Here is a 25484-nt window from a genome sequence, read left to right as displayed (position 1 = left end):
GTGAAAGCGAGGCGTCATGACCGCATGGTTTCGCAGAGCAGGCGGGTCGCTCCTGCTCCTCGCGTGTGTCCTCCTCGCGCCGTCCGCGGGCGGGCAGGCGCGGCCACCGGCCGAGACGACCTGCCCGCCGAACGAGGGCGCCGCGTGCGCCCCGCCTTCGAGCGCGCCCCCCGCCCCCGCGGCCTCCGCGGAGCCGCAGCGCCCCGCGGCCCCACGCCTGCTCTTTTTCTGGGGTGTCGGTTGTCCCCATTGTGAAGACGCCAAGCCCTTCGTCGCCGAGCTCGAAGCGCGTGAGCCCGGGATCGTCGTCGAGCGGATCGAGGTGCGCAGGAGCGACGAGGGGCGGCGTCGATTCGTGGAGACCGTGGAGCGGCTCGGCGTCGAGGGCGCGGGGATCCCCATGTTCGTTGTCGACGATCGGGCATTTGTTGGTTTTCATCGCGGCGTGACCGAGGGCGACGTGCTCGCCGCCCTCGACCGTGCGCCTGGCGGGCATGCGCCCGGGACCGTGACGTTGCCGCTCGTGGGTTCGCTCGATCCTCGCGCCGTCCCGCTGCCCGTCTTGACCCTGCTCATCGGCCTCGTCGACGGCATCAACCCCTGCGCGATGTACGTGCTCATCGTCCTTCTGGGCATCCTGACGCAGACCCGCTCGCGCGCGCGTATCCTGCTCTTCGGGGCCACGTTCGTGTTGATGTCGGGGCTCGTTTATTTCCTCTTCATGACGGCGTGGCTCAATGCCTTCCTGTTCGCCGGCGTCTCCCGCTGGGTGACGCTCGCCCTCGGCGTGTTGCTCGTCGGAATGGGGCTCGTCAACCTGAAGGAGCTCGTCTGGTTCCACAAGGGCGTCTCGCTCATGATCCCGGCCAAAGCGAAGCCCGGGCTCTTCCGGCGCATGCGCGCCGTCGCGGCGGCGGCGAGCCTGCCCGCGGCCTTTCTGGGGATCCTCGCCCTCTCCTTCCTCGTGAACCTGGTCGAGCTCGGGTGCACGCTCGGCCTGCCGGCCGTCTACACGCGGATCCTCTCCCTGCACGACGGTCTCGGCGCCGCGGCGCGGTATGGATACCTGGCCCTCTACAACGTGGCGTATATCGTCCCGCTCGCGTTGATCGTGATCCTGTACGCGAAGACGATGCGTCGCTTCTTCATGAGCGAGCAGAGGGCCAAGGTCCTCAAGGCCGTCAGCGGGGCGCTCCTCCTGCTCTTCGGGATCCTCTTCCTCGTGGCGCCCGACATGCTCTCGCGTTAACGCCTGCGCGCAGCCTCCAGCAACAGGCGGCGCTCGGCCGCAGCGATCCCCCGCCGCGCGGCCGGCACGGCGTCCGGGTTCACCGAGATGGACGTGATCCCGAACCGCACGAGGTGCTCGGCGAACTCGGGCCGGTTCGACGGGGCCTGGCCGCAGAGCGACGAGGTGATCCCGGCCGCCCGGCAGGCGCGGACGATCCGCTCGATCGCGTCGAGCACCGCCGGGTCGGATTCGTCGAAGAGCTCGGCGCACGACGCCGAATCGCGATCCACCCCGAGCACGAGCTGCGTCAAATCATTCGAGCCGATGGAGACGCCGTCGATCCCCATCCGCGCATAAAAGGGGATCCAGTACGCGACCGACGGCACCTCCGCCATGACCCACCGCAAGAGGCCCCGCTGCCGGCCGAGCGTGCTCCTCTCGACCCGCTCGAGGCAGGCCTCGAGCTCCCAGCGCGTCCGCACGAACGGGATCATCACGTGCAGGTTCGGCGTCTCCTCCCGCACGCGGGCGAGCACCTCGAGCTCCAGGTCGAACAGCTCGGGATCTCGCACGTACCGGTAGCAGCCGCGATACCCGATCATCGGGTTCTCCTCGACGGCCTCGAAGCGCTCGCCCCCCTTCAGCCCGCGGAACTCATTCGTGCGGAAATCGTAGGTCCGGTACACGACCGGTCGGGGTAAAAAGGCGCGGCTGATGCGGAGCAACGTCGCCGACATGCGCCGGACGAACTCGTCGCGCCCGCCCTGGGCGACGAACTCCTTCGGGTGCACGCCGCCGAGCGCGTCGAGCAGCATGAACTCGGCCCGCAAGAGCCCCACGCCGTCCACGGGCAGCGCGGCGACCTCCTCGGCGCGGTCCGCGATCGCGAGGTTCACGTAAAGGCGCGTGCCGAGCGTGACCTCCGGCGCGGCGCTCGGCGGCGCGGCGGGCGCTTTGGGCATCTCGGCCCGCGGCGCCTCCCCCGCTTTGACCTGCCCGCGCGCGCCGTCGACGGTCACGAGCTCGCCGTCCCGGAGCTTCTGCGTGGCGTTCCGCGCGCCGACCACACACGGGATGCGCAACTCGCGGCTGACGATCGCGGCGTGGCAGGTCATCCCGCCGCTGTCGGTCACGAGCGCGGCCGCGCGGCGAATGGCGGGCACCCAATCGGGCGACGTCATGGGCGCGACGAGCACCTCGCCGGCCTTCAGCGTGGGCCCCTCGTCGGGCGAGCGCAGCACGCGCACCTTTCCCGAGGCCATGCCCGGCGACGCGCCGAGCCCGGTGACGAGCACGCTCCCCGTCTCGCTCGGCGCGGCGAGCGTCGTGATTGGCCTGCTCTGCACCAGATAAAAGACGCCGCCCTCCTCGGCCCATTCCATGTCCTGGGGCGCGCCGTAATGGGCCTCGACCTCGAGCGCGAGGCGCGCGAGCGTGAGGATCTCCTCGTCGCGGAGCACGCGCGCTCCCGCCTCCTCGGCCGAGAGATCCACGCGCACCGTCGCCCCTCCCTCGGGGGCGCGGACGAGCTTGAACGCCTTGTGCCCCACGCGCGCCGCGACGAGCCTCGGGCCTCGTTTCGACACCGTGTACGTGTCCGGCTCGACCTGCCCGCCGACCACGACCTCGCCGAGGCCAAAGGCCGCCTCGAGGACGATATGGGATTCGTCCCCGGTGGCGGGGTCCACGCTGAAGATCACGCCCGAGCGGGCGGAGTCCACCATTTTTTGCACGACGACCGCGATGGCGGGCTCCTCCACGATCCCCTGCGCCTTCCGATAAGAGACCACACGCTCGCCATACGCGGAGGCCCAGCAGTCGCGCAGGCGATCGAGCAGCGCCTCTCGCCCGACGACGTGCGTGTACGTCTCGTGCATGCCGGCGAACGAGGTCGTGGCCGTATCCTCCGCGGTGGCGGACGACCGCACCGCGACCGCCGTGGCGCCGAGCTCCTCGTGCGCCGCGACGATCTCCGCCTCGATATCACCGGGGACCGCCGCCGCGCGCACGATACGTTGCATCTCGGCGCTCGCGGCGCGGAGCCCGGCCGGGTCGTCCGGCGAGGCTTTGGCGAAGAGCTCGGCGAGCTGCTCCCTCACGCCGGCGGCTTCCATGGCCGCGCGAAAAGCGTCTGCGGTGACGACGAAGCCGGGGGGCACGGTCAGGCCCGCGTGGACGAGCTCGCCGAGGTTGGCCCCTTTTCCACCGGCGGACGGGATGTCCGCGCGGGACAAGTCCTCGAACCAGACGACGTGCGCGACCATGAGCGCCTCCTGCCTGCCCGCGGCAAGATCCGGACCCCGGCCCTGGGCTCCCGCGCGAGCGCATGCTCGATTTCGCTTGCTTTGCGTCGTCGGGGTTCTCTACCGTACGCGCTCGTACGAACCGGAGGCACCATGCTCGCAGGACCGACTGTACCGCTCCCCGTGATGTGCCGGGCCGTCGCCCGCACCTGCAATACGCTCACGGTCGCGTCGATCGTGGATATCGATCGTTCCGCCGAGGACCGCGAGTTCTTCGCGGCGGAGGCGGCGAAGCTCTTGCCGTTGCGGCACGCGCTCCTGGCGAAGCTGCGTGAGATCGAGGATCACGAGCTTGGCCCTGGGGACCAGAACCAATCGGCCGTGGTGCTCGGTGATCAGGTCCTCGACCGCGGCGTACGCGCTGGCAATACGCGGACGAAGCTCGGGCTGAAGGGCAAGAGTGGCCTCGGCGCGGAGCACGCGTTCGGCAATCGCGTCGACGACCTGACGGACGCGCCGCACCGCAACGAGCCCGCCCTCGTGCGCGAGGCCATCACGAAGATCGGCGACCTGCCCGATTACGACGACAAGGCGAAGGTGCAGAACGACCTGCTCGCCCGGGTGGAGCTGCAAGAGGGGCTCCTGAAGGCGCGGGACCAGGGGGACGCGGCGCTGTCGAAGCTCGAGAGCGAAGCCGTGAAGCTCGTGGTGGAGGCGGCCGACAAGCTGGTGCAGGCGAAGGCGGCGCTCGACGGTCGATTCCCGCGGCAGCGGGGGTACGTGGCGTCCTTTTTCCTGGACGTGTCGCGCAAGCGGCGGAGCCGGCGCGATGACGACGACGGCGAAGGGAGCGGAGGCGGGTCGGAGGGCTGACGGCGCAAACGCGCAGGGCGCAAGGTGGCGCCGGGGGGGCGGCGGCGCAGGTGTGCCGGGCGCAAGGTGGCGCCGGTCGTCAGGCGGCGGGTCGCGCTCGGGCGCGAGGTGGCGCCGGGAGGGCGGCGGCGCAGGTGTGCAGGGAGCGAGGGGGCGCCGGGAGGCCGGCGGCGGGTTGCGCTCGGGTGCGAGGGGGCGCCGGGCGGGCGGCGGCGGGTTGCGACGGGGTACGAGGGGGCGCCGGGCGGGCGGGGGCGGGTTGCGCTCGTGTCTCCGGCGCCTTTCTTGGACCTGCGCTGCGCGGCGCCATGATAGAACCCGCGCCAGCCGCGCAGGGTTTCTCATGTTCAAGCGCCTTTACATCCACAACTTTCGATGTTTGCAGAACCTCGAGGTGCCCATCGGCGACAAGCCCTCGGTCCTCCTCATCGGGAAGAATGGAACGGGCAAATCGACGATCAGCCACGCCCTCGCGCTGCTGGCCGACCTGGCTCGGGGGACCAACCGCGTCGGGCAGCTCGTCAAGCCGGGGGATTTTGCGCATGGGAGGACGGACGAGCTCATGCGCTTCGAGGTGGATGTCGAGCTCTCCGGCCGCATTCACCAGTATCGACTGACCCTGGAGTTACCGCCCGGGTTCAAGGAGCTCCGGGTGCAGTCCGAAGAGCTGCTCGTGGCCGGGCAGCCCATCTTCACCCGGGAGCACGCCCAGGTCACCCTGCACAAGGCCTCACGCGCGGCGGCGTTCCTGGTCGACTGGCACCTGATCGCATTGCCCATCATCCAGGAGCAGTCCGAGAGCGATCCGCTCTTCCTCTTCAAGCGATGGCTCGCGCATTCGGTGATCGTGGCGCCGATCCCGAGCCTGATCACGGAAGAGTCCTCGGGGGAGGCGCTCTGGCCGGAGCGCGACGCCCGGAACCTCGGGGCGTGGTTCGCCGGGCTCATCAGCCATTCCCCCCGCGTCTACACGACCATCGATGGTTATCTCAAGGCTCTGTGGGCCGATTTCTGGGACATCCAGAACCCCCTCCTCGGGGCGGAGACGCGGAGCTTGAAGGTCCAGTTCCGCGACGGGCAGCGGAGCCTGTCTCTGCCGTTCGGGGCGCTGTCGGACGGCGAGAAGTGCTTCTTCCTGTGCGCGCTCGTCCTGGCGGCGAACGAGGCCTACGGCCCGATCTTTTGCTTCTGGGACGAGCCGGACAGCCACCTCGCGATCGACGAGGTGGGGCACTTCGTCATGGCGCTTCGGCGCTCCTTCGAGTCCGGCGGGCAGGTGCTGATGACCTCCCACAACCCGGAGACCATCCGCCGCTTCTCGGATGAAAACACGCTCCTCTTGTCGCGGCGAAATCACCTGGAGCCGACGCGCATCAGGTCGCTCGAAGAGATCGGCGTGGAGGGGGATCTCATCGAGGCGCTCCTGCGGGGTGACGTCGAGGCATGAGCGTCAACAAGCACAAGCCGCACTGGCTGATCCTCCCCGAGGACGACGCCAATCGGCAGCTCGCCACCGGCTTCGAGCTTTCGTTCCCGAACAAGAACATCCAGGTCCTTCCGCCCGCGAGAGGATGGGGCCACGCGCGGGACAGCTTCGAGCGGGAGCACAACCGCGAAATGCAGAAGTACCCCGAGCGCTTGATGGTCTTGCTCGTGGACTTCGACAACCAGGCGGATCGGCGGGCAGCGGTCACGTCGGAGGTGCTGGATTCCCTTCGCGACCGGGTCTTCGTCCTCGGCTCCTATGTCCATCCGGAGGAGCTGAAAAGAGCGCTCGGGATGAGCTACGAGAAGATCGGCAAGGCCCTGGCCCGGGAGTGCGTGGAGGAAAAAGGCGAGACCTGGGAGCACCCGCTGCTCCGGCACAACCTCCGGGACCTCCTGCGCATCCGCAAGCGCATTTCGGCTGGCTGAGGCTACCTCGTCTTCGATGTTGGCTTCCGCCGCGGCTGCGGCCCTGTCCCCGTCCCCCGCGCTCGCTCCACGTTTGGCAGAATATAACTCGTGTGCGAACATCGCCGCCATGGTCTCCATGCGCCACGAGTGCCTCGTGGATCTCTTCAAGAATCGCCCTTCGCTCGCGGCGGAGATGCTCGCCGAAGTGCTCCGCGTCGCGCTCCCGTCGTACAGCGAGGCCCGTGTGGTCTCGGTTGATCTGACGGAGACACAACCCGCCGAGTACCGAGCGGACATCGTCGTTCTCCTCCTCGACCATGCGAAGCCGGTTCGCGTGATCATCGTCGAGGTCCAGCTCCAGAAGGACGAGGACAAACGTTACACGTGGCCCGCCTACCTGACGGTCTCGCGTGACCAGCACCGCTGCCCAGCGGATCTGCTCGTCGTCGCCCCCGACCCCGTCGTGGCGTCGTGGTGCGCGGCGCCGATCGAGCTCGGCGTGCCCGGCTTCGTCTTGCGCCCGCCCGTCCTGCGCCGCGACGCGATCCCTGTCGTGACGGATCCGGCCGAAGCGGCCCGCCGGCCCGAGCTCGCGGTGCTCTCCGCGATGGCGTACGGGGCAACCGAGGATGGGGCGACCATCGCCGGCGCGGTGCTGCCCGCGATCCAGGCGCTCGATGACGAACGGGCCAGACTTTATTATGATCTCGTGTACAATTCCCTCAACGAGGCGGCCCGCCGGGCGCTGGAGGCGATGATGAAGGGCTACGAGTACCAGAGCGATTTCGCGAAGAAGTACTACGGCCAGGGGCGCGTGGACGAGGCGGCGCGCGCCGTGCTGACCGCGCTCCGCGTGCGCGGCATCGTCGTGCCGGACGCCACGCGCGAGCGCATCCTCGCCGAGAAGTCGCCGGAGTGCCTGGAGCGCTGGCATGAGCGAGCCATCGTCGCCGCGTCGCTCGCCGAGGTGCTCGGCGAACCGAGCTGATACCCCGGCCCCCGCCTACCTCGTCTTCGACGTCCGCTTCCTCCGCGGCTGCGGAACCGGCCCTGTCCCCCGCGCCCTCCGCTCGCTGCCCGGCGGCACCACGAACCCCGCCGCTTCCAGCTCCCGCAACGTCAAAGCCCGCGCGTCCGCCGGCGCCAAGAGCGCCGCGCGGAGCAGGATCCCCTCGAGCTCGGCGTCATTGCCCGGGAAATCGTGGTCCACCAGCGCGGCCAGCGCGCGCGGCTCGATCCCCAGCGGCGCTTGCCGCAGCCGTTTTCCAATACGCGTCAGCGCCTCCAGCACGAGGAGCGAGAGATCCTCCCCGCGCGACGCGAGCGCCGGCAGCGCCACCGAGCGATCGCCGAGCCGGTCCGCCAGGGCCTCCGTGAGCTTGCCGCTCGCCGCCAGCGAGTCCACCGTGCCCGGAAGCGCCACCACGAGCCCCACGTCCGATGGCAGGCCCGACGCGATCCGCATCTGCACGAGCTCCGGCAAGACGTGCGCGTCGAGCAAGACGAGCGTCCCACCCGCCGCCTGCACCAGCGGCGACGCCGCGCGGTCTTGCCACTTCGCCACGTCGTGCTCCGCCGGGTCCACCCCGTCCACGATCACCATCACCCCCCGCCGCCGCGACGACGCGAGGTGCACGAGCGCCGCCCACGCCACCACGTCGATGCCCGGCGAGGTCGAGAGCGTGACCGGCACGTCCAGCGCCGCGAGCTGCTCCAGCCGCTGCACCGCCGCCTGCGCCGCAGGGCTGTAGATCGCCACCCGCGCCTTGCGCTCGAGCCCCCGCGCGATCGCCTCGAACTGCCCCTCCACCCGGCCGAGCTCCGTCGACACCCGCGCGCGCTCCTCCTCGACGCGGTCCCGCTCCCCACGCGCCACGAGCTCACGCTCCCGCGAGCGCGAGAGCATCGACGAGACCCCGAGCACCGCCGCAAGACGATCCGAGAGCTGCCGCAGCGCCCGCACGTCCGCGAGCGTCGACGGCGCCACGCGCGCCCCCGCAGGCACCGTCAGCGCCCCGATCGGGCCGTCTGCGTCGCGCACCACGCTCACCGCCGAGAGGTGGTTGTCCTCCATCCACGCGATGAGCGGTCGCACCTCGGGCTTGCGCACCGAGACCGCGTGCATGACCTCGATGCGCAAGATCCGCTCGGGCTCCGCGTCCGCGAGCGCCACGAGCCGCGGCGGCATCTCGGCCTTCTTCGTGTGCATGAAGCCCGCGCGATCCACGCTCACCTGCTCGGCCGGGAAGAAGCGGTAAAGAAGCGGCGGCTCGCCGCCCTGGCCAAGCGCGCCGCGTAACTCGAAGAGCGCCGCGCGGAGCGCCTCCTCCGGGTCGGGCGTCATCGCCGCGCGGGTCGCCGCCTCGAGCGCCGGCAAGAGACGCCCGCTGCCCGGACCCATGCGGTGCGCGATCCGCCGCGCCACGAGCGCCGCGATCGCGCTCGCCACCGCCGCCCCGAACGCCACCGGGCCCGCCAGGCCCGGCCGCACGTGCGCCACGTAGACCACGCCGAGCGCGATCGGCGCGACGAGCGCCGTCGTGGCCAGCGTGAGCCGGAGGGCCGAGAGCACCGTTTCGGGCTCGCGGCTCGCCGCCGCGAACGTCGCCCCGAGCGACGCCAGCACCACCACGATCGGCAAGATCCGCTCGGGCGGGAGCACCCGCGCCGCCGCCGCCAGGAGCCCCACGGCGAGCGCGATCGAGCCGAGCCAGAGCGCCGCCTGCGCCCGCTCCGCCACGCCGATCTCCGCCCGCCGCGCCGCCGCGAGCCGCGCGGCCGCGAAGAGCTGCACGCCGATCGAGCCGATCGACGCCGCGACGGTCGCGTAATCGAGGAGCAGCGGATCGAGCCCCTCGGTGCGCTCGGGGAAAAGCGCGGCGGCGCCGGGCAAGGTCGCCGCGACCACCCAGAAGAGCGCGGCAAACGCGGCGGCGTCGAGCCTACGCGCCGAGGGGCTCGGCTCGGCCAGGCCCCCGAGCGGCTTGATCCGCGCGAGGGCCCAGAGCGAGCCGAGCGCCGCGAGCGCCGCGCCGAGGTTCTCGCCCGCCACGAAGCCCGGCGTGCCCGCCCCGCACCACGAGGCGGCGAAGAGGGAAGCGCCGGCGATGGTGAGCCGCGTGGCCGAACGCGCGCCCGGGTCGAGGGTGTCGTCGCCGCGCCGGTCCTCCGCGGTGAGCCTCCAGCCGACCACACACGCGAGCGGCAGGAGCAGCGCGACCCAGGCGCCGCCGTGCCCGCCCGTCGCCCAGAGCCCCGCGACCGCGGCATACGCCACGGCGAGGGCCGCGATCCAGAACGAGCGGGTGTGCCAGGGCATCCGCCGGCAGCGTAGCGGAAGGGGCGCGGGTGGGCCAAAGGCCGGCGAGGCGACGGGCGCGGCCGTTCACTTCAGGTTGAGCCGTATCGAGAAGGGCCCCGCGGGGCTGTCTGCGTTGGTGTCGACGACGAGGATGGTGGGCGTCACCCCGCCGGGGACGAAGAGGACCTCGTTGCCCTTGTCCGGCGCGTCGACGCACCCGTCCTGCGCGAGCTGGGTCAGCTTGTTTTCGCAGGTGGTGCGCGCGTAGAGCACGGCGTCGAAGGTGGCCTGGAGCCGCACCTCGACCTCCTTGGCGAGCGGCGCCTTGATCGAATAGATGGTCTGTCGCCCGAGCCCGGCGCATTCACTCGTGGTGCACTTCCCGCACATCGCGTGGTTGTCCATCCCGGGCTCGTTCGCGCCGAGCAAGGTGGCGAAGCTGCCGACCCCCGTGCCGAGCACGATGGGCACGGGGCCCGCGCAGCTCGCGCCCGGGGAGAAGCTCACGGTCAGGTGGTACGCGCCCCGATCCTCGGGCGCGACGCCGTCCACGAAGAGGTAGATGCGCTCGCCCGCCGTCACCGGGAAGGAGATGAGCTCGCCGCCGAGGGTGCCAGGGACCTGGTCGTGGCAGAGCACGATGCCATCCGGGTTCGAGCAGCTCGTCCGGCGCGCGTAGAGCACGCTGTCGAAGCTCGTCGCCGCGGCCGGCAGGCTCGCCGTGAGAAAGCCGGGCCCCGGGGCGTCGAAGACGTAGACGTGCTCCGGGCCGCTCGACGTGGTGCAGCCCGTGAACGGGCCGCCCTCGATCGTGCCGCTCTCGGGGGTCTCGGCGTCGAACTCCAGCGCGCCGAACCCCGCAAAGACGAGCGGGATGGCGTCGTCGCAGCCGAGCCCCCGCGGAGGCGGAACGTCGGGGCCCGCGTCCACGTCGCCGCCGCTGCCTCCGCCGCTACCTCCGTCGCCCGCGTCTCCGCCGCCGCCGCCCGCGCCGGTCGTGACGTCGATGTCCTGGATGCCGACCACGAGCCCACAAGCGGAGAGGCTCGCGCTCGTGGCCACGAGCGCCCCGAGCGCCCCGACGACACGGAGACAGCCTGGCCATGCCGTGCTTCTCATCAGAACGCTCCCCGCACGAGGCCGCCGACGCCCGAAGGCCCCGCGACCGGCAGGATCTCGATCCGCCCGACCGCGGGCCGCTCGTCCCAGGCGCTCGTGAACCACACGAACGCCCCCGCGGCGAGCGCGGCGCCTCCCAGGACGAACCCCGCCGTCGACGCCGCGGCGAACCGCGACGCCTCGGCCCCCTTGTCCGCGACGGCCTGCGTGCAGCCCGAAAAACCCGAGGGCGAACGGCACTGCGTGGGCGCCATGGCCTCGGCCTCGGCCCAGGTCCGGAAGGCCATCGCGCCACACGCGCCGCCGACCACGAGCCCCGCGAGGGCCACGCCCCCGAGCGCCAGGGACAGGGCAGGCGGAGGGCCGAGGGTGGATCGTCCGTCGCGCCCACGTACCACGTCGCGCGGCGCGGGCGCCCACGCCGAGGACGCAGGGATGGCCACGGTGACCGTCTCGCGGGCCTTCGACACGTGCACCGTGCCCTCCCACGCCCGGTGGTCCGACGTGCTCGCGCGGATCGTGTGCGCGCCGAGGTCCACGGGCATCGGCGTACCCCAGAGCGCCTCGCCGACCGGCACGCCGTCACGCGTGATCAGGAGGTCCTCCCGGTCCGAGGCCGACGCGGGCGCCACCACGACGAGCCTCGGCAACTCGGCTTCGAGGGCCCTCGCGCGGGCCCGCGCCTCGGTCTGGCGGGCCCGGTTCTGCCCGCTCGCCTCGTCGGCCTGCGCGACCGCCACGTAGAGGGCCCACGCGCTCGCGGGGCGCCCCGTGTCCTCGTAACACCTGGCGAGCTCGAGCTTCGTCCCGTTTGCAGGATCCAGCCGATTGCTCTCCTCGTACAACCGGCAAGCCCGCGCGGTTTCGCCCTTTTGGGCGAGCAGGTAGGCGTCCTGATAGAGCTTCTCCGCGGTCGCGCGGACGTCGGGCGGCCGCTCGGCCCTCGCGTCGCCCGCGAGCGAGGCGGCGAGCGCGGCGCCGAGCAGGAGGGGAGGCGCGCGGAGCACGAGCCCGCGCCGCCCGCCGAGAGGGCGCCCTACATCGAGGATCACGCGGGTCGATAGGACCATTGAGGAGGGTCAATAACGCGGAGGAGGTTTTGGTGTCGCAGAAACCCTTGGCGAAAGCACCCGCGTCGTGGCCGCGGGGCGCGTCGATGGTGTTGATCGGGGAGCGACCTCGGCGGACGCGGACGCGGTCGCGAGTTTGGGCGGCTCTTTCGGGGGTTCGTCCGGGGCAGGCACGCCCGCGACGTTCCCGGCCGGGGGAGGGGGCGTCCAGGGCGACGCGGTGGGGACGGGCGACGCCGCTGCATTGGCTCCGGGCGCGAGCCTGTAAAGGATCCCCCCGAGCGGCATGCAGAGCGCGAGCAGGAGCGCGCCCGCGGCGAAATTGCGCGCCGCATTGCGCCGGGGAATGGCCGTGGTTGTCTCGGTCGCGTCGCGCGGGGGCGGCGGGGGCATCGCGCTCCCGGTCCGCAACGTCGTCTCGATCCCCGCGCGGGTCCACGGCGGGGGCGTGACGGCGAGGTCGAGATCGAGATCGGCCCCCTGCATACGAGCCTCCGCCTCGGTGCGCGCGAAGGCTTGCCCCGGATCGGTCGTGGCCCCGGGGTCGACGCCGAGCGAGGTGGCGGTCGACATCGCGGCCGTTCGCGCGGCCGTCGCTTGAATGCGCTCGATCCGAGCGACCGTCTCCGCCACCGCTCCGGGCGCGGAGACCGCGAGCGGCGCGAGGTCCCGCGCGAGCGCGACCACGTCCTGGTACCGCTCGTCGCGGTCTTTTTGCAGGCAACGCAGGATCACCGCGTCGAGGGCGGGCGGCAGGTCTCTTCGCAGCGCCGAGGGTGGGGTCGGGTTCTTGTTGGCGAGCTGCGCCAGGATTTGCAGCACGTTGTTGCCCCGGAAAGGGCACTCCCCCGTGACGAGCTGGAAGAGGATGATCCCCATCGCCCAGATGTCGGAGCGCGCGTCGACGTCGCGCGCGGCGTTGACCTGCTCGGGCGACATGTAGAGGGGCGAGCCCACGATCGCGCCGGTGCTCGTCCTCGTGGGGCCCTCCTCGTGGAGGAGCTTGGACACCCCGAAATCGAGCACCTTCACGCAGGGAGAGCCGTCGCTCGCCTCCGTCAGGAAGAGGTTCTCGGGCTTGAGGTCGCGGTGCACGATGCCGCGCGCGTGCGCCTCGGCGAGCGCCTCGCACGCGTGCAGCGCATGGGTCGCCGCCTCCTCGACGGGCAGCGGGCCGTACCGGGAGAGCCGCGCCATGAGGGTATGCCCCTCGAGGTATTCCATGACCATGAAGGGCGCGTCGTTCGGCAGGCGCCCGACGTCGTAGACGCGCGCGACGTGCGCGCTGCGGAGCTCGGAGAGGGTCCGCGCCTCGCGCAGGAAGCGCTCGACGCAGAGGGGCGAGGCGACCACGTGGGACAACATCACCTTGATCGCGCGGCGCGTGCGCAGCTCGAGGTGCGTGGCCGCCACGACGACGCCCATTCCGCCGGAGCCGAGGAGGCGATCGACGCGGTATTTGTCCGCGATCACGTCCCCGATTGCGATCGGCATGCTCATGGCGCGCCCCCTCGCGTCGACCCACCGCCCTGGGCCGATTTCGCCCCGTCCGGCCCCTCCGTCGACGCAAAACCCGAGGGCCAGTATGGCACGAACTCCACGATATTCAAAAACGTGCTTCCCCGGATCCGCCCGGCTTTCGCGCCGGACGGGCGCGCCAGGGCGACCGGGACGTTTTTCCTTCGAATCGTGCCGTCGTGGACGCGAAAATGCCCCGGGCGCGGGCCTCAGCGCCGGGGCGAGCCGCGCCCGGCGGCCACGAGCGCGTCCCGGAGCGAGCGCATCATCGCGACGCCCGCGATCTCCGCGCCGCTCCGTACGAGCTCGGTCGCCATCGCCGGCCGCACGCCCGTCACCGTCGCCCGCGCGCCGAGGAGCCGCACCGCGCTGATCAAGCGCAGGAGCTGCGAGAGCCCGGCGCCGTCCGCGGCGGTCGCGCCCGTCAAATCGAACACCACCACCCGCGCGCCCCGCGCCGCCACTCCGGCGAGCAGCCTCCGCTCGAGCTCCGCGCAACGCGCCTCGGTCAAGGCCGCGACGATCGGCACCGCGACCACCCCGTCGGCCACGTCGAGCAGCGGCGCCGACAGCTCCAGGATCTCGCGCCGCTGCGCCTCGATCAGCGCCTCGCGCTCCCGCCGCTCCGTCACGTCGACCTGGTGCACGACGACCGCGTGTTTCCCGGTCGCCGGATCACTCGTCCGCCGCGCCTCCACGGCGTGCCACCGCGGCCCCTCGCTCGTCCGCGCCGCGAGCTCCTCGTCGAAGACCTCGTTCGTCTCCGCCACCTCGAGGATCCGCGCCGCCGCGCTCGTGTCGTCGAACCAGTCCGCGGGCGCGCTCGACTCGCCGAACGCGCGCAGCGCCGCCGGGTTCATCACGAGCACCGCGCCTGCCGTGTCGAGGAGCGCGACCATCGCCGAGACGTGCCGCATGGCCTCGTGGCTTCGTAACATCCGCGGGTCCTGCGGCTCGGTCCGCACGTGGCCCTCGATGAGCAGGGCCAGCCGGCCGTCGTCGAGGTCCATGCCCGACATGACGCAGGTGAGGTGCAGGGGCTCTCCTCGTGGATAAAACGTGAAGCCGTGCTCGACGTGCGCGCTCCGGTCCTCGCCGAGGGCGCGGAGGAACCCCTCGTTGCGGGTGCGGGTCGCCGGGGACATGTCCGAGTAGTCGCGCGAGAGGAACTCCTCGAGGCTCGGCGACCGCCAGAGCTCGAGCGCCGCGCGGTTGCCCCAGGCCATGCGGCCCCGCTCCACGTCGAAGACCCACACCGGGAAGCTGAGCCGCTCCACGCCACGCAGGCGATCCGTGAGGGATGTCGAGGACATAGATCCTGGTCGTATACCTCTGATCGGCCGCCCGGCCTACGGGGTCTGCGCCGAGATCCAGTCCCGCACACAGGCGAGCTCCTCGGCCGTCAGCGTCGGCTTTCCGATCGGCATCGGCGATCCGCAGCTCGGCAAGGGCAAGAGCTTCTCGTAGAGCAAGCTCGACTCCGGCACCACCGGGTCGACGAGGATGCCCGGACAGTCGCGCCCCATCTTGTCGACGAGCCGCTCGACGACGCCCTCCGCGACCAGATCGAGCCCCGCCGCCGGCTCCGCGCCTTCGTGACAGATCGAGCCGCCGCAGCGCTGCGGGAAGAGCTCCGTCACGACGTCCGGGCAGGTGAACCCGCCGCCGTCGAGGAAGCGGTCCGGGTCTTCCAGCCGGCCGGGGCAGCCGGAGGCGAGGAGCGTGATCACGAGCAGCACGAGCGCGGAGCCGAGCGCGCGCCTTCGGGCACGGACGTCACGGGGCATAGTCGATCCCAAGCTTCACGCTGACGAATTGATCGAGCGCCCCGCCGGCCACGTAGGCGTCGCCGGGCACAGGCACGAACGTCGAGAAGAAGCGCGTGTAGGCGACCGAGAGCGAGACCTCCGCCCCCTTCGTGACGGCGAGCGCGAGGCCGAGGCTCGTGTCGATCCCCCCGATCGTCGCGTCGCGGAACCGCTCGTAGAGCGCGCCGCCGGAGACGGGCTCCAGGTACTCGAACGCGCCCAGGAGCGTCACCGGCCCCTTCAGCCGCAGGCGCCCGTCGACGCCCACGCGCAGCATCCGGTAGCCCACGGTCGGGATCTCCGCCGCGAGGGGCCCGGTCTCCTGGAACGAAAAGTCGAGCCAGCCGTACCCGACGACCGGCGCGACCACCGCCGCGTGCTCGCCGCGCCCGAGCCGGATCGGCACCCGCAGCCCGACGCTCCCACGATCCCAGCTCGTCCGGATGTCGGCGCCCGCCGTCACGGAGGACGAGAGGTACGGCGCGAACGTGTACTCGCCCGTGATCCCCACGTCTTCGAGCACGGACACGCGCGTCCACTGCAGGGGCCTGAGCTCGCCGCCGAGGCGGAGCAGCGGCACGCCGGCGACGTCGTAGGGCCTGAGGTTCGTGGCGACCTTCAGCGGGTCGGAGTAGGCGAAGGAGCGCCCCGCGACCTCGACCCCGAAGCGCAACGTGCCCCCGACCGGCGAGGCGGGATCGGCGGCGGCTGCGGAGGCGCTGGCCGCGGCGACCGCGGCTGCGGTCGCGAGCGCCACGGCGACGCGGTGTTTTCCCCGGGAGGGCACGGGCCGCAGGGTAGCGATCTCTCCTTCTTCGTCGAGGCGAAGCACGCGATCGGCATCAGGAAAATATCGACGCGAAGCCCACCTTCTTCTACTCTCCGGAGGCCGCGGCCAAGCCCCCGCGGATCCTTCGCCCATGACCTACGCTGCGCGCTTGCCATGGCTCCTCGGTGGCGCCCTCGCCCTCGGCGGGGCGGCGTCGCTCGCGGCCTGCTCGGGCCACATCGGCGACCCGCCGGGCGAGCACACCGCGGAGGCGCCCGCCTTCCAGTGCATCGGCACGATCCCGGGCAAATCGCCCATCCGGCGCATGACCCGGTTCGAGTACAACAACACCGTCCGCGACCTCGTCGGCGACGACACCCAGCCCGCTTCGAGCTTCGTGCCCGAAGAGGAGGCCATGGGCTTCGACAACCAGGCCACGGCCCTCGGCGTCACGCAGATCCTCGCCGAGCAGTACATGGTCGCGGCCGAACAGATCGCCGCCCGCGCCGTGCAAGACCTCGGCGCCCTGGTGCCCTGTGACCCCGGGACGATGGGGGACCAGGCGTGCGCCACCACGTTCATCCAGACCTTCGGCCGCCGCGCCTACCGCAGGCCCCTCACCGACGACGAGGTCACGCGCCTTCAGGGCGTGTTCTCGTGGGGGCTCGGCGAGGGCGGGTTCGTGAAGGGGATCGAGCTCGTCCTCCAGGTGTTGCTCCAGTCGCCGCACTTCCTCTACCGCGTCGAGTTCGGAATGCCCGACCCTGTCGAGGCCGACGTCGTGCCCCTCACGCACCACGAGGTCGCCTCGCGCCTCTCGTACATGCTCTGGGGCACGATGCCGGACGAGGCCCTCTTCGCCGCCGCGGACGAGGGGCGCCTCGGCACGAAGGAGGAGGTCGAGGCGGAGGCGCGCCGCATGCTTGACGATCCGCGGGCGCGCGAGGCCGTGGCGAATTTCAATGCCCAGTGGCTCGGCCTCAATCACATCGACAACATCAAGAAGGACGCCTCCGCGTACCCCAAGTACTACGAGGGCCTGCGCCCGCTCTGGCGGGCCGAGACCTTGGCCTTCCTCGAGGACGTCATCTTCGAGGGCGAGGGCGACATCGGCAGCGTCTTCACCGCCAGCTACTCGATGCTGAACGCGGAGCTCGCCTCGTTTTACGGCGTCGAGGATGCCCCGGCGACGCAGAGCTTCGAGCGCGTGGAGCTCGATCCCACGAGGGCCTCGGGCATCCTCACGCACGCGAGCGTGCTCGCCGCCACGGGCAAGCCGAACCAGACCTCGCCCGTGCACCGCGGCAAGTTCGTCCGCGAGCGCCTGCTCTGCCAGATCCTGCCGCCGCCGCCGAACAACGCCGCCTTCAACGCGCCCGAGGTCCGGCCCGACGCCACGACGCGCGAGCGCTTCGCCGAGCACTCGGAGAACGACGCCTGCGCGGGTTGCCACGTCAAGATGGACCCCGTCGGCTTCGGCTTCGAGCACTACGACGGCATCGGCCTCTACCGCGACACCGACCAGGGCTTGCCCGTCGACGACTCGGGCGAGCTCGTCGACACCCGCAACATCGACGGGCCCTTCCACGGGGTCGTCGAGCTCGGGCAGCGCCTCGCGCAGAGCGAGGAGGCCCGCCAGTGTGTCGCCACCCAGTGGTTCCGCTTCGCCTACGGCCGCGTCGAAGGCGAGGACGATCGTTGCTCGATGAACGAGCTCCAGAAGGCCTTCGAGGCGAGCGGCTTCAACGTGAAGGAGCTGCTCGTCGCCCTCACCCAGACCGACGCGTTCCGGTACCGCCGGGCCGTCGTGACGCAGGCGCCATGAAAAAGCTCACCCTGAGCCGTCGCACGCTCCTCCGCGGCCTCGGCGGCGTGGCCGTCGGCCTGCCGTTCCTCGGGGCCATGGCCGATTCGGCCCGCGGGGCCGCCTTCCCGAAGCGTTTTGTCGTGTTTTTTACGGGCCTCGGCACGGTCAAACCCGCGTGGACCCCCACGGGCAGCGGGACCGACTTCAGCTTCGGCCCCATCCTCGCGCCGCTCGAGCCCTTCAAGAAGAAGGCGATCCTGCTCGAAGGCGTCGACTACGAGTCGGCCTACCACGGCCCCGGCGACCCGCACCAGCAGGGCATCGGCCACGCGCTGACGGGCACCGAGCTCCAGGAGGGCTCGCTCTTTCCGTACGCCTGCAACCCGGGCAAGATGGTCGGCTGGGGCGGGGGCATCTCGCTCGATCAGTTCCTCGCGGACCAGATCGGCCAGACCACACGTTTCCCCTCGCTCGAGTTCGGCGTGCAGGTCCAGTACGCCAACGTCTCGGCCCGCATCTCCTACCGCGGCCCCGGGCAACCCGTGCCGCCCGAGGACGACCCGTACGAGGCCTACAAGCGTATCTTCTCGGACCTCGGCACCGATCCCGAGGCCCTCGCCAAGCTCCGGGCGCAGAGGAGGACCGTGCTCGACGCCGTGACCGGCGACTACCAGCGCCTCTCGACGCGGCTCGGCGCGAGCGACCGCATGAAGGTCGACGCGCACCTCGAGGCCGTTCGCGAGATCGAGAAGCGCCTCGACGCGCCCGGGGTCATCGGCGGCGCCTGCAACCCGCCCGTCCTCGGCGCCCCCGTCGAGCCCCTGGAGAACGACAACTACCCGGCCATCGCCAAGGTCCAGCTCGACCTGCTCGCGATGTCGCTCATCTGCGACCTCACGCGCGTGGCGAGCATCCAGTGGACCACGGTGCAGACGGGCAAGGTCTTCACGTGGCTCGGCCAGGACGAGCCGCACCACACGCTCTCGCATTCGAGCGACGGGGACACGAAGCGCCAGCAGATGCTCATCGACATCGGCCACTGGCATGCCCAGCAGCTCGCGTACCTCTGCGCGAAGCTCGACAGCGTGCCCGAGGGCGACGGCACGGTCCTCGACAACACCGTCATCCTCTGGTGCACCGACATCGCCCAGGGCAACACCCACGCGCGCCGCGACGTCCCGCTCCTGCTCGTCGGCGGCGCGGGCGGCGCGCTGAACACAGGCCGATGGCGCAAGTTCGAAGGCGCCTACCACAACGATCTCTTGATCACCCTCGCCCACGCGATGGGCGTGCCCGTCGCGACGTTCGGCAACCCTGCCTATTGTAATGGCCCATTACCGGGTCTGCTCGTCTGAAGGATGCGCTGTTATTCCCTCTTCACCATGGCCGGCCTCGCCTGCCTCGCGGCCCTCGGCTGCAAGCGCCCCGGCGCGGCTGGCTCGACCGACGGCGGCGTCGCTGACGACGCGGCCGTCACGCCGCAGGCCACGCAAGGCCAGAACTCGGTCCCGGAGCCGCCGGCGCCCCCGGACAAGCCGCTGCTCGGCATCACCGCGTTCGTCACGACCGTCTACGCCGAGCCGCGCGACACCTCGAAGAAGCTCGGCTACCTGCGCGTCGGCGCCAAGGTCGCCCGCTCGGAGGAGCCCGTCGGCAAGGCCGGTTGTCCCGGCGGCTGGTACGAGATTCACCCGAAGGGCTTCGTGTGCGCCGGGGAAGACGCCACGACCGACCTCGAGAGCCCGATCCTGAAGGCCGCCGCGAGGCGCCCGGACCTCAAGGCGGCCCTGCCGTATCGTTATGGGTTCGTCCGGGCCGTGCTCCCGCTCTACCTCCGTGTCCCCACGGCGGAGCAGCAGTTCAAGTCCGAGTTCAAGCTCAAGGAGCACCTCGAGTGGTACCAGCAGAACGAGGCCACGATCAACAAGGTCGTCCTCGGCGCGCCGGACATCCCGATCGACGAGCGGGGCGTACCCATTCCGGGGAAACGTATCGGCGAGATGGGGCTCGGCAAGAACTCGCAGGAGCTCGCCCTCGGCCAGCTCCTCGGCGGCGAGACGGACGCGGATCCCATTCCGTTCTGGCTCGAGGGCGGCAAGCGCCTCATCCCCAACATCAGCGATTTCAAGGTCCCGGAATTCGCGATCTTCGCCGACCGGGCGCGCCGCTTCACGGGCCTCTCGCTCATCGGCTCGTTCCCCACGGGCGAGGAGGGCCTGAATCGGCGCTTCGTGATCACCACGGATCTGCGCCTCGCGCCCCACACCAAGGTCAAGCCCGACCTCGGCTCGCCCTGGCACGGGGTCGAGCTCACGGACGAGTTCTCGCTCCCGCTCGCGTTCATCCGCACGCAGGGCGCCAAGACGTACCGCATTTCCAAGGGCAAGGCCATTGCCGCGGACGACGTCGAATGGCGCAGCATCCACCCGCTCGTCGGCACGATGAAGATCGTCGAGGGCGTCAAGTATTACCGGACGAAGGACAAACGCTGGCTCAGCCAGCTCGACGTCGGCCTCGCCGTCCCGCCCGCCTCGTTCCCCGACGACGCCGAGAAGGGCAAGAAATGGATCGAGATCTCCATCACGAACCAGACCTTCGTGATGTGGGAGGGCAAGCGCCCCATTTATGCGACGCTCGTCTCCACGGGCAAGGCCGGGCTCGACGATCCGAAGAAGACCACGGCCACGGTGCGCGGCATGTTCAAGATCCGCAACAAGCACATCACGGCCACCATGGATTCCAATGAGGGATCGAGCGTCGGCGGCGCCAAGGTCTCGACCGTCGCGGCGTCGCATTCGCCCGCCGGCGGCGGCAAGTCCACGACGCCGAAGGCCGGCGGCAAAGGGAAAGGCGGCAAGGCCGATCCCAAGGCCCCGAAGGGCGGAAAACCCGCGGCGAAGTCGGCGGCCCCGAAGGGCAAGCCCGCGGCCGGGGGCGACGAGAAGATCCCGCGCAAGGGCGACGGCGAATACGGCGTCACGCGGCGCCGCGGCGAGGGTACGTTCCAGCTCCGGGACGTCCCGTACATCCAGTATTTCGAGAGCGGGTACGCATTACACGCGGCGTACTGGCACGACGTCTTCGGCACGCCGCGCAGCCACGGCTGCATCAACCTCTCCCCCGTGGACGCGCACCGCGTGTTCCTCTGGACCGACCCGCCCGTCCCCGAGGGGTGGCACGCGGTGAACGCGGGCGAGGATTTCGGGGAGGGGACGACGGTGATCATCCATGAATGAGCCAGCCGAATCCGCGCCCTACATCTTTTACGGCGACCTCAATTGCCCTTTTTGCCACGCGCAGAACGAGCGCCTGATCGAGCTCGGCGCGGAGCGCAGGGTCGAATGGCGCGGCGTCCGGCACATGCCGAACCTGCCCGTCCCCGCGAAGAACACGACCCCCGAGCGCGAGGAGCTGCAACGCGAGGTCCAATCCGTGCGGCAACGCGAGCCGGTCATGAGCATCAGCACCCCGCCGGCCCGGCCCAACACCGAGCGGGCGACGCTGCTCATCGCGGCGGCGCGCAGGCACGACCCGGCGCGCGCGGAGGGGCTGAAGACGCTCCTTTATCGCGCCCTGTGGGTGCACGCCCGTGACATCTCCGAAAAAGACGTGCTCGACGAGCTGTGCCGCGTCGCGGGTTTGCCCGAGCTCGTCGTGGGGGAGGCCGACAAACGGACCCTGGAGAGCTGGCAAAAAGAATGGGAGCAGGGGGCCTTCGACCGGCGAATCCCGGTCATCGTCTCCCCGCGCGGGGCTCGTCTGCTCGGTATGGGCGAGCGGGGCCGCCTGGAAGTGTTCTTGCGTGCTGGTATTCTGAACGCAGACGGCGCCGGACACTGCGATTGAGCCTCCCTCGCCGGGCGTCCTGAGCGCGCTTTACAGGAGCGCGGCTTTCTGGCATGGATAGGACGCCCCCCCACGTCCCTCCCGATGCTGACAGCCATGCCCACCGCCGAAGCGGCCGCGCGCGAGAAGGTGCGCGACCGCGTCCTGTTCGTCGTCATCGTGACCGTGTTCCTCGACCTCGTCGGGTTCGGGATCACGATTCCGCTGCTCCCGTTTTACGTGAAGCCGCTGGTGTCCGAGGCCTGGTCGGGCACCGTCACGGGATTGCTCATAAGCAGTTATTCATTCGCGCAGGCGCTCGCGACGCCCCACCTCGGGCGTTTGTCCGATCGGTTCGGCCGCCGGCGGGTGATCGTGCTGAGCCTCTTCGGCAATGCCCTGAGCATGGTGCTCTTCGCGGCGGCGGTGCACTTCCAGGTGCTCTGGCTCCTCTTCGTGTCGCGGCTGCTCGCGGGGGCGACGGCGGGCAACCTCGCCGCGTGTCAGGCGGCCATCGCGGACGTGACCGAAAAACACGAGCGGGCGGCGGCCATGGGGCGGCTCGGGGCGGGGATCGGGCTCGGGATGATCATGGGCCCGGTGATCGGCGGCATGACGGAGAAGATCGCGCTCTGGGCGCCGCCGATCGCGGCGGCGTTGATGGCCTTCGTCGACCTCCTCCTCGCCGCCGCGCTCATGCCGGAGACGCGGCCCGTCCGTGAGCCCGAGCGCGCGGGGGGCGCCGCCTATCGCGGCCCCACGCGGGACGAGCCGCGAAAGGAGGCGACCTTCTCGGAGATCGTCGCCGACAAACGGATCGCGGCGGTCCTCCAGATGTATTTCTACACGTTCATGGCGATGACGGTCCTGAACGTCGCGTTCCCGCTGCTCTCGCACGATCGATTCGGATGGACGGGGGTGGAGGTCGGGTACATGTTCGCGATCTTCGGCGTGTCCGCGGTCGTGATTCAGGGTTTTCTGATCAAGCGCCTCTCGGCCCGCTTCAGCGAGCTCACGCTGATCGAGGCCGCCGGCGCGCTCATGCTCGCCGGGATGCTCTGCGCTGCGTTCTCGATGCAGCCGTGGATGATGGTCCTCGCGAACGTCCTCATCGGGGTGGGGGTGGCGATCAACAACCCCTCCATTTCGTCCCTGGCGTCGCTGTATGCGCGTGAGGATCAGCGGGGCACGGTGCTCGGTTATGCGCAATCGACCGGGAGCTGGGCGCGGACGGTGTGGCCTGCCACGTGGGGCTTCATGTACAACCGCGTGGGGCCGGTCTCCCCGTTCCTCGGCGCGGCCGCCGGGGCGGCGATGTTGCTCGGCGTCGCGCTCCTGTTGCAAAGGCAGGCGGCGCCGGCTTCGGAGCGGGGGTAGGGGAGGCGGGGCATCAAAACCCGTTCAGCTCGTCCACCACCTGGAAGAGCGAACCCAGATCGTAAAAGTCCACCGCGACGAAATTCGGGATCTGCCCGCCCTCCATCTGGCATTTTTTCGCGCGCGTCGACAGCACCTCGTACGCATTCGCCGCCTCGCCTCGCTCGGGCGTCGGGATCGGGCCGATCCAGTGGTTCAGGAGGAACAGATCGTTCCCTTGGGTCCCCCGGTTCGGCGCGCAGCTCATGTCCTCCACGCTCTCGAACGAATACGGCGTGTCCCAGGCGAGGTCCCAGAAGTGGTGATACCACGCGGGCGGCGGGCCCTCGGATTCGGCGCCCACGACGAGCTGTTTTCCGTCGAGCAAGAGCTCCCGCAGCGTCGGCCACGGCGCGGCCTCCTCGTGCGTGTAGACGCGCCCCGAGAGGCCGCTCGCCTCGAACACGCCGGCCGTCTCCTCGGGCGTGATCCCGTCCTGGATGATGAGCGTCACGACCTCGTGCGGGTGCTCGTCGAGGAAGGCGCGCATTTCGGCGAGGGCGGTCGCGAGCGGGGTACTCCCGAGCTGGCAGATCGAGTGGCAGAGGTAGAGATCGTCGTTCCAGCGGTGGGTATCGATCAGCATCGCGCGGATGCCGTCCTCGAGCTGCCGTTTCATGCCGAAGTTCTGGTTCGGCGCGGCCCAGCCGAGCTCGAACGACGACATGGCGTTGTGCGTCGCGGGGAACGACACCGTGTCGAAGGGCCGGTCGCAGAGCTCTCTGCGGCCATTACATTCGGAGGGCGGCGGGGGCTCGCCGGGCCCCGGGTCCGGGTTCGCCGGATCCGCGGGACCGCAGGCCAAGAGCCCGAAGGAAGTGGTGAAAAGCAAAGCTCGAAGCAAAAAGCGCGTCCCGTGCACGCCTTCGAGCGTACACGGGATCGTCACCTTGTTTCAACGCCTGGGGGCGCTCGCTCAGCGCGCCTTCTTGAGGCCGAGATCCACCTGGAGCTGCCGGCGGATCTTTTTCACCTCGGCGTTCGAGAGGTCGCGGAGCAGCTCCGTCGCGTGGGCGCGCTCGTCCTCGGCCGCGAAGGTCAGGATGTAGAGCGGCGGCAGATCGAAGCCGATCGCGAGTCGCTCGATCGTCTGGATCGTGATGGCGGCGAGCCCGTGCTCCACGCTCGAGAGGTGGCCTTTCGACAGCCCGCTCGCGTCGGCGAGCGCGGCGAGGGACAGGTTTCGCTCGAGGCGCAGCTCACGGATACGGGCGCCCACCTGCATCGCGAACGGATCGGGAACGGATCGTCGGGGCATGGTCCTCGTCTTTCTCGGGCCAAAAAAAGGCGGCCCGACCGGCGAAATGGGCCGGTAAGTCGTAAGGTTCGTCGTAATCGTCGCCCGTGTCTCTCGACCGGATCACACGGGCCAGCTACTATGCACGTCCTCGGACGCACGGAGAACTGAAAAAGGCTCCTCGATCGGACGTAATTCGTCCTAGCCTGCCCGGCGCGCCGTGACGCGCCGTGGCAGGACGCGCCGGGCAAGATAGGACGATTTCGGTCCTACCCGCGCTTGACGCGGGCGCCGGTCTCCTCCTGGATCCGGCGGCGGATCTTGCGCACCTCGGCGTTCGACATCCCGCGGAGCAGCTCCGCCGTCTTGGCGCGCTCGTCGTCCGCGGCGAACGTGAGCAGGTAGAGCGGGGGCACGCCGAAGCCGAAGGCGAGGCGCTCGATCGTCTGGATCGTGATGGCGGCGAGCCCGTGCTCGACGCTCGAGAGGTGCCCCTTCGACAGATAACAGGCGTCGGCGAGCTTTCCGAGCGACAATCCGCGCTCCTTGCGCAGCTCGCGGATACGGGTGCCCACCTTGAGTGCAAACGGCTCGGGAACGGTTCGTCGCGGCATGATGATGTGGTTCTCGGGCGATCCGGACAAAGGATCCCCGACCGGCCCTCCTGTGCCGGGATCTCTCAGGGTTCGGGCGCCCGGCGACGCTCCCCGTCGCGCCGCGCCCAACCAACGAGTCCATCTTGCATCCATTGGACGAACTCGTCACGCGCGAATTGCAGGTGGTAGGACATTGTTCGTCATGGGTTCGCGCCTCCTTCCATGACCACGCGCGAGCGTGTATCCTCGTTCCACGTGTCGACCATGGATGCCGGCTTCGCGAGGATGGGGGCGCACTGGGCCAAGCGCGAGGGGTCGATCCTCGTCGTGCGCTGGAGCGGCGACGTCTCGCTCGACGACATGAAGGCGCTCTACGATCGCATCGACGAGATGGGGCGCGAGGTGCCCGGGGTCTATTGCCTCTTCGACAGCGCGCACTCCGTCTCCGTCGCCCGCGACGCGCGCGTCTGGGCCGTCCGCGAGGCCCAGGGCGCCAGGGCGATCCGCGGCATCGCCGTCGTCGGCGCCTCGTTCGCGGTGCGTGTCCTCGGCACGATGCTGAACCGCGCCACGGACGCGCTCCTGCGGCACGGCATTCCGCTTCGTTTCTTCGACACGCCAGAGGAAGGGCGCGACTACCTGGAATCCGAGCGGGCGAGGCACGAAGCCCCCCGCTGAATTCATGTTCTCCGCGCCCCGCGCGCGCGGCTCTGCCCGCTCCGCCGCCCCATTGACGACCGGGGGGGCTCGACCGGAGGTTTCCCGTGAGGGCGCC

22 protein-coding genes are annotated in these 25484 nt (G+C 70.5%); 11 read left to right on the top strand and 11 right to left on the bottom strand.

Going from position 1 to position 25484, the window contains the following annotated elements:
• Nucleotides 1-16: 16 nt before the first annotated feature.
• A complete protein-coding gene (locus GF068_RS09805) occupies nucleotides 17-1249 on the top strand; it encodes a hypothetical protein (RefSeq protein ID WP_153819043.1) in 1233 nt (410 codons plus the stop codon).
• On the opposite strand, the gene ppsA is transcribed toward GF068_RS09805, so the two are convergent.
• Nucleotides 1246-3495 carry a phosphoenolpyruvate synthase gene (ppsA, locus tag GF068_RS09800; protein WP_153819042.1) on the bottom strand — a complete coding sequence of 750 codons (2250 nt, stop codon included), beginning with the start codon at nucleotides 3493-3495 and terminating at the stop codon, nucleotides 1246-1248. The genes GF068_RS09805 and ppsA overlap by 4 nt on opposite strands.
• A gap of 132 nt (nucleotides 3496-3627) precedes the next feature.
• Here ppsA and GF068_RS09795 point away from each other — a divergent pair, with 132 nt between their 5' ends.
• The 4 genes from GF068_RS09795 (at nucleotide 3628) to GF068_RS09780 (ending at nucleotide 7231) form a co-directional block, all read left to right on the top strand.
• Nucleotides 3628-4347: a hypothetical protein gene (locus tag GF068_RS09795; protein ID WP_153819041.1), complete on the top strand. Its 720-nt coding sequence runs from the start codon at nucleotides 3628-3630 to the stop codon at nucleotides 4345-4347.
• A 343-nt stretch (nucleotides 4348-4690) separates the two neighbouring features.
• Nucleotides 4691-5794, top strand: coding sequence for an AAA family ATPase (locus GF068_RS09790; protein ID WP_153819040.1), 1104 nt, complete (start codon nucleotides 4691-4693; stop codon nucleotides 5792-5794).
• Nucleotides 5791-6261, top strand: a complete 471-nt coding sequence (locus tag GF068_RS09785; RefSeq protein WP_153819039.1) for a hypothetical protein — start codon at nucleotides 5791-5793, stop codon at nucleotides 6259-6261. The genes GF068_RS09790 and GF068_RS09785 overlap by 4 nt, the downstream gene beginning before the upstream one ends.
• 109 nt (nucleotides 6262-6370) lie before the next feature.
• Nucleotides 6371-7231 carry an RpnC/YadD family protein gene (locus tag GF068_RS09780; protein WP_153819038.1) on the top strand — a complete coding sequence of 287 codons (861 nt, stop codon included), beginning with the start codon at nucleotides 6371-6373 and terminating at the stop codon, nucleotides 7229-7231.
• Nucleotides 7232-7246: 15 nt separating this feature from the next.
• Here GF068_RS09780 and GF068_RS09775 read toward each other — a convergent pair whose 3' ends face one another.
• The 7 genes from GF068_RS09775 to GF068_RS09745 form a co-directional block, all read right to left on the bottom strand.
• Nucleotides 7247-9562 carry an AAA-type ATPase lid domain-containing protein gene (locus tag GF068_RS09775; protein ID WP_153819037.1) on the bottom strand — a complete coding sequence of 772 codons (2316 nt, stop codon included), beginning with the start codon at nucleotides 9560-9562 and terminating at the stop codon, nucleotides 7247-7249.
• A gap of 66 nt (nucleotides 9563-9628) precedes the next feature.
• A complete protein-coding gene (locus GF068_RS09770) occupies nucleotides 9629-10663 on the bottom strand; it encodes a hypothetical protein (protein WP_153819036.1) in 1035 nt (344 codons plus the stop codon).
• Complete coding sequence (locus GF068_RS09765) at nucleotides 10663-11733, bottom strand: tetratricopeptide repeat protein (protein WP_153819035.1); 1071 nt, start codon at nucleotides 11731-11733, stop codon at nucleotides 10663-10665. The genes GF068_RS09770 and GF068_RS09765 overlap by 1 nt, the downstream gene beginning before the upstream one ends.
• A gap of 9 nt (nucleotides 11734-11742) precedes the next feature.
• Complete coding sequence (locus tag GF068_RS09760; protein WP_153819034.1) at nucleotides 11743-13233, bottom strand: serine/threonine-protein kinase; 1491 nt, start codon at nucleotides 13231-13233, stop codon at nucleotides 11743-11745.
• Nucleotides 13234-13460: 227 nt separating this feature from the next.
• Nucleotides 13461-14564: an STAS domain-containing protein gene (locus GF068_RS09755; RefSeq protein ID WP_153819033.1), complete on the bottom strand. Its 1104-nt coding sequence runs from the start codon at nucleotides 14562-14564 to the stop codon at nucleotides 13461-13463.
• A gap of 36 nt (nucleotides 14565-14600) precedes the next feature.
• Nucleotides 14601-15038, bottom strand: coding sequence for a hypothetical protein (locus GF068_RS09750; protein ID WP_153819032.1), 438 nt, complete (start codon nucleotides 15036-15038; stop codon nucleotides 14601-14603).
• Complete coding sequence (locus GF068_RS09745) at nucleotides 15028-15846, bottom strand: hypothetical protein (RefSeq protein WP_153819031.1); 819 nt, start codon at nucleotides 15844-15846, stop codon at nucleotides 15028-15030. The genes GF068_RS09750 and GF068_RS09745 overlap by 11 nt, the downstream gene beginning before the upstream one ends.
• Nucleotides 15847-15979: 133 nt before the next feature.
• Between GF068_RS09745 and GF068_RS09740 the strand changes: the two genes are divergently transcribed.
• The 5 genes from GF068_RS09740 to GF068_RS09720 all read left to right on the top strand — a co-directional run bounded on the left by GF068_RS09740 (nucleotide 15980) and on the right by GF068_RS09720 (nucleotide 22837).
• Nucleotides 15980-17653: a DUF1592 domain-containing protein gene (locus GF068_RS09740; RefSeq protein WP_153819030.1), complete on the top strand. Its 1674-nt coding sequence runs from the start codon at nucleotides 15980-15982 to the stop codon at nucleotides 17651-17653.
• On the top strand, nucleotides 17650-18990 hold the full coding sequence (locus GF068_RS09735) for a DUF1552 domain-containing protein (protein ID WP_153819029.1): 1341 nt from the start codon (nucleotides 17650-17652) through the stop codon (nucleotides 18988-18990). Before GF068_RS09740 ends, GF068_RS09735 begins: the two co-directional genes overlap by 4 nt.
• 27 nt (nucleotides 18991-19017) lie before the next feature.
• Entirely contained in the window at nucleotides 19018-20871 is a 1854-nt protein-coding gene (locus GF068_RS09730) for a L,D-transpeptidase (RefSeq protein WP_153819028.1), read from the top strand.
• Complete coding sequence (locus GF068_RS09725; protein ID WP_153819027.1) at nucleotides 20864-21481, top strand: DsbA family oxidoreductase; 618 nt, start codon at nucleotides 20864-20866, stop codon at nucleotides 21479-21481. The genes GF068_RS09730 and GF068_RS09725 overlap by 8 nt, the downstream gene beginning before the upstream one ends.
• 96 nt (nucleotides 21482-21577) lie before the next feature.
• Entirely contained in the window at nucleotides 21578-22837 is a 1260-nt protein-coding gene (locus GF068_RS09720) for an MFS transporter (RefSeq protein WP_153819026.1), read from the top strand.
• 13 nt (nucleotides 22838-22850) lie between these two features.
• Here GF068_RS09720 and GF068_RS09715 read toward each other — a convergent pair whose 3' ends face one another.
• From GF068_RS09715 to GF068_RS09705, 3 genes are all read right to left on the bottom strand, one after another.
• Entirely contained in the window at nucleotides 22851-23681 is an 831-nt protein-coding gene (locus GF068_RS09715; protein WP_153819025.1) for a phosphoinositide-specific phospholipase C-related protein, read from the bottom strand.
• 111 nt (nucleotides 23682-23792) lie between these two features.
• A complete protein-coding gene (locus GF068_RS09710) occupies nucleotides 23793-24134 on the bottom strand; it encodes a helix-turn-helix domain-containing protein (protein ID WP_153819024.1) in 342 nt (113 codons plus the stop codon).
• A gap of 248 nt (nucleotides 24135-24382) precedes the next feature.
• On the bottom strand, nucleotides 24383-24727 hold the full coding sequence (locus GF068_RS09705) for a helix-turn-helix domain-containing protein (RefSeq protein ID WP_170319381.1): 345 nt from the start codon (nucleotides 24725-24727) through the stop codon (nucleotides 24383-24385).
• Between the two features lie 246 nt (nucleotides 24728-24973).
• Between GF068_RS09705 and GF068_RS09700 the strand changes: the two genes are divergently transcribed.
• Nucleotides 24974-25387, top strand: coding sequence for a SpoIIAA family protein (locus GF068_RS09700; protein ID WP_240806821.1), 414 nt, complete (start codon nucleotides 24974-24976; stop codon nucleotides 25385-25387).
• The last annotated feature ends 97 nt before the right edge of the window (nucleotides 25388-25484 follow it).

Origin of the sequence: Polyangium spumosum, from assembly GCF_009649845.1 — a bacterium.
GTDB lineage: Bacteria > Myxococcota_A > Polyangia > Polyangiales > Polyangiaceae > Polyangium > Polyangium spumosum.
Note: the sequence above shows the minus strand (reverse complement) of the source record. Positions and strands in the feature narration are given on the sequence as shown.

Coding starts and splice junctions, on each gene's coding strand:
- GF068_RS09805 (WP_153819043.1), top strand. CDS start 17: ATGACCGCATGGTTTCGCAGAGCAGGCGGGTCGCTCCTGCTCCTCGCG.
- ppsA (WP_153819042.1), bottom strand. CDS start 3,495: ATGGTCGCGCACGTCGTCTGGTTCGAGGACTTGTCCCGCGCGGACATC.
- GF068_RS09795 (WP_153819041.1), top strand. CDS start 3,628: ATGCTCGCAGGACCGACTGTACCGCTCCCCGTGATGTGCCGGGCCGTC.
- GF068_RS09790 (WP_153819040.1), top strand. CDS start 4,691: ATGTTCAAGCGCCTTTACATCCACAACTTTCGATGTTTGCAGAACCTC.
- GF068_RS09785 (WP_153819039.1), top strand. CDS start 5,791: ATGAGCGTCAACAAGCACAAGCCGCACTGGCTGATCCTCCCCGAGGAC.
- GF068_RS09780 (WP_153819038.1), top strand. CDS start 6,371: ATGGTCTCCATGCGCCACGAGTGCCTCGTGGATCTCTTCAAGAATCGC.
- GF068_RS09775 (WP_153819037.1), bottom strand. CDS start 9,562: ATGCCCTGGCACACCCGCTCGTTCTGGATCGCGGCCCTCGCCGTGGCG.
- GF068_RS09770 (WP_153819036.1), bottom strand. CDS start 10,663: ATGAGAAGCACGGCATGGCCAGGCTGTCTCCGTGTCGTCGGGGCGCTC.
- GF068_RS09765 (WP_153819035.1), bottom strand. CDS start 11,733: ATGGTCCTATCGACCCGCGTGATCCTCGATGTAGGGCGCCCTCTCGGC.
- GF068_RS09760 (WP_153819034.1), bottom strand. CDS start 13,233: ATGAGCATGCCGATCGCAATCGGGGACGTGATCGCGGACAAATACCGC.
- GF068_RS09755 (WP_153819033.1), bottom strand. CDS start 14,564: ATGTCCTCGACATCCCTCACGGATCGCCTGCGTGGCGTGGAGCGGCTC.
- GF068_RS09750 (WP_153819032.1), bottom strand. CDS start 15,038: ATGCCCCGTGACGTCCGTGCCCGAAGGCGCGCGCTCGGCTCCGCGCTC.
- GF068_RS09740 (WP_153819030.1), top strand. CDS start 15,980: ATGACCTACGCTGCGCGCTTGCCATGGCTCCTCGGTGGCGCCCTCGCC.
- GF068_RS09735 (WP_153819029.1), top strand. CDS start 17,650: ATGAAAAAGCTCACCCTGAGCCGTCGCACGCTCCTCCGCGGCCTCGGC.
- GF068_RS09730 (WP_153819028.1), top strand. CDS start 19,018: ATGGCCGGCCTCGCCTGCCTCGCGGCCCTCGGCTGCAAGCGCCCCGGC.
- GF068_RS09725 (WP_153819027.1), top strand. CDS start 20,864: ATGAATGAGCCAGCCGAATCCGCGCCCTACATCTTTTACGGCGACCTC.
- GF068_RS09720 (WP_153819026.1), top strand. CDS start 21,578: ATGCCCACCGCCGAAGCGGCCGCGCGCGAGAAGGTGCGCGACCGCGTC.
- GF068_RS09710 (WP_153819024.1), bottom strand. CDS start 24,134: ATGCCCCGACGATCCGTTCCCGATCCGTTCGCGATGCAGGTGGGCGCC.
- GF068_RS09705 (WP_170319381.1), bottom strand. CDS start 24,727: ATGCCGCGACGAACCGTTCCCGAGCCGTTTGCACTCAAGGTGGGCACC.
- GF068_RS09700 (WP_240806821.1), top strand. CDS start 24,974: ATGGATGCCGGCTTCGCGAGGATGGGGGCGCACTGGGCCAAGCGCGAG.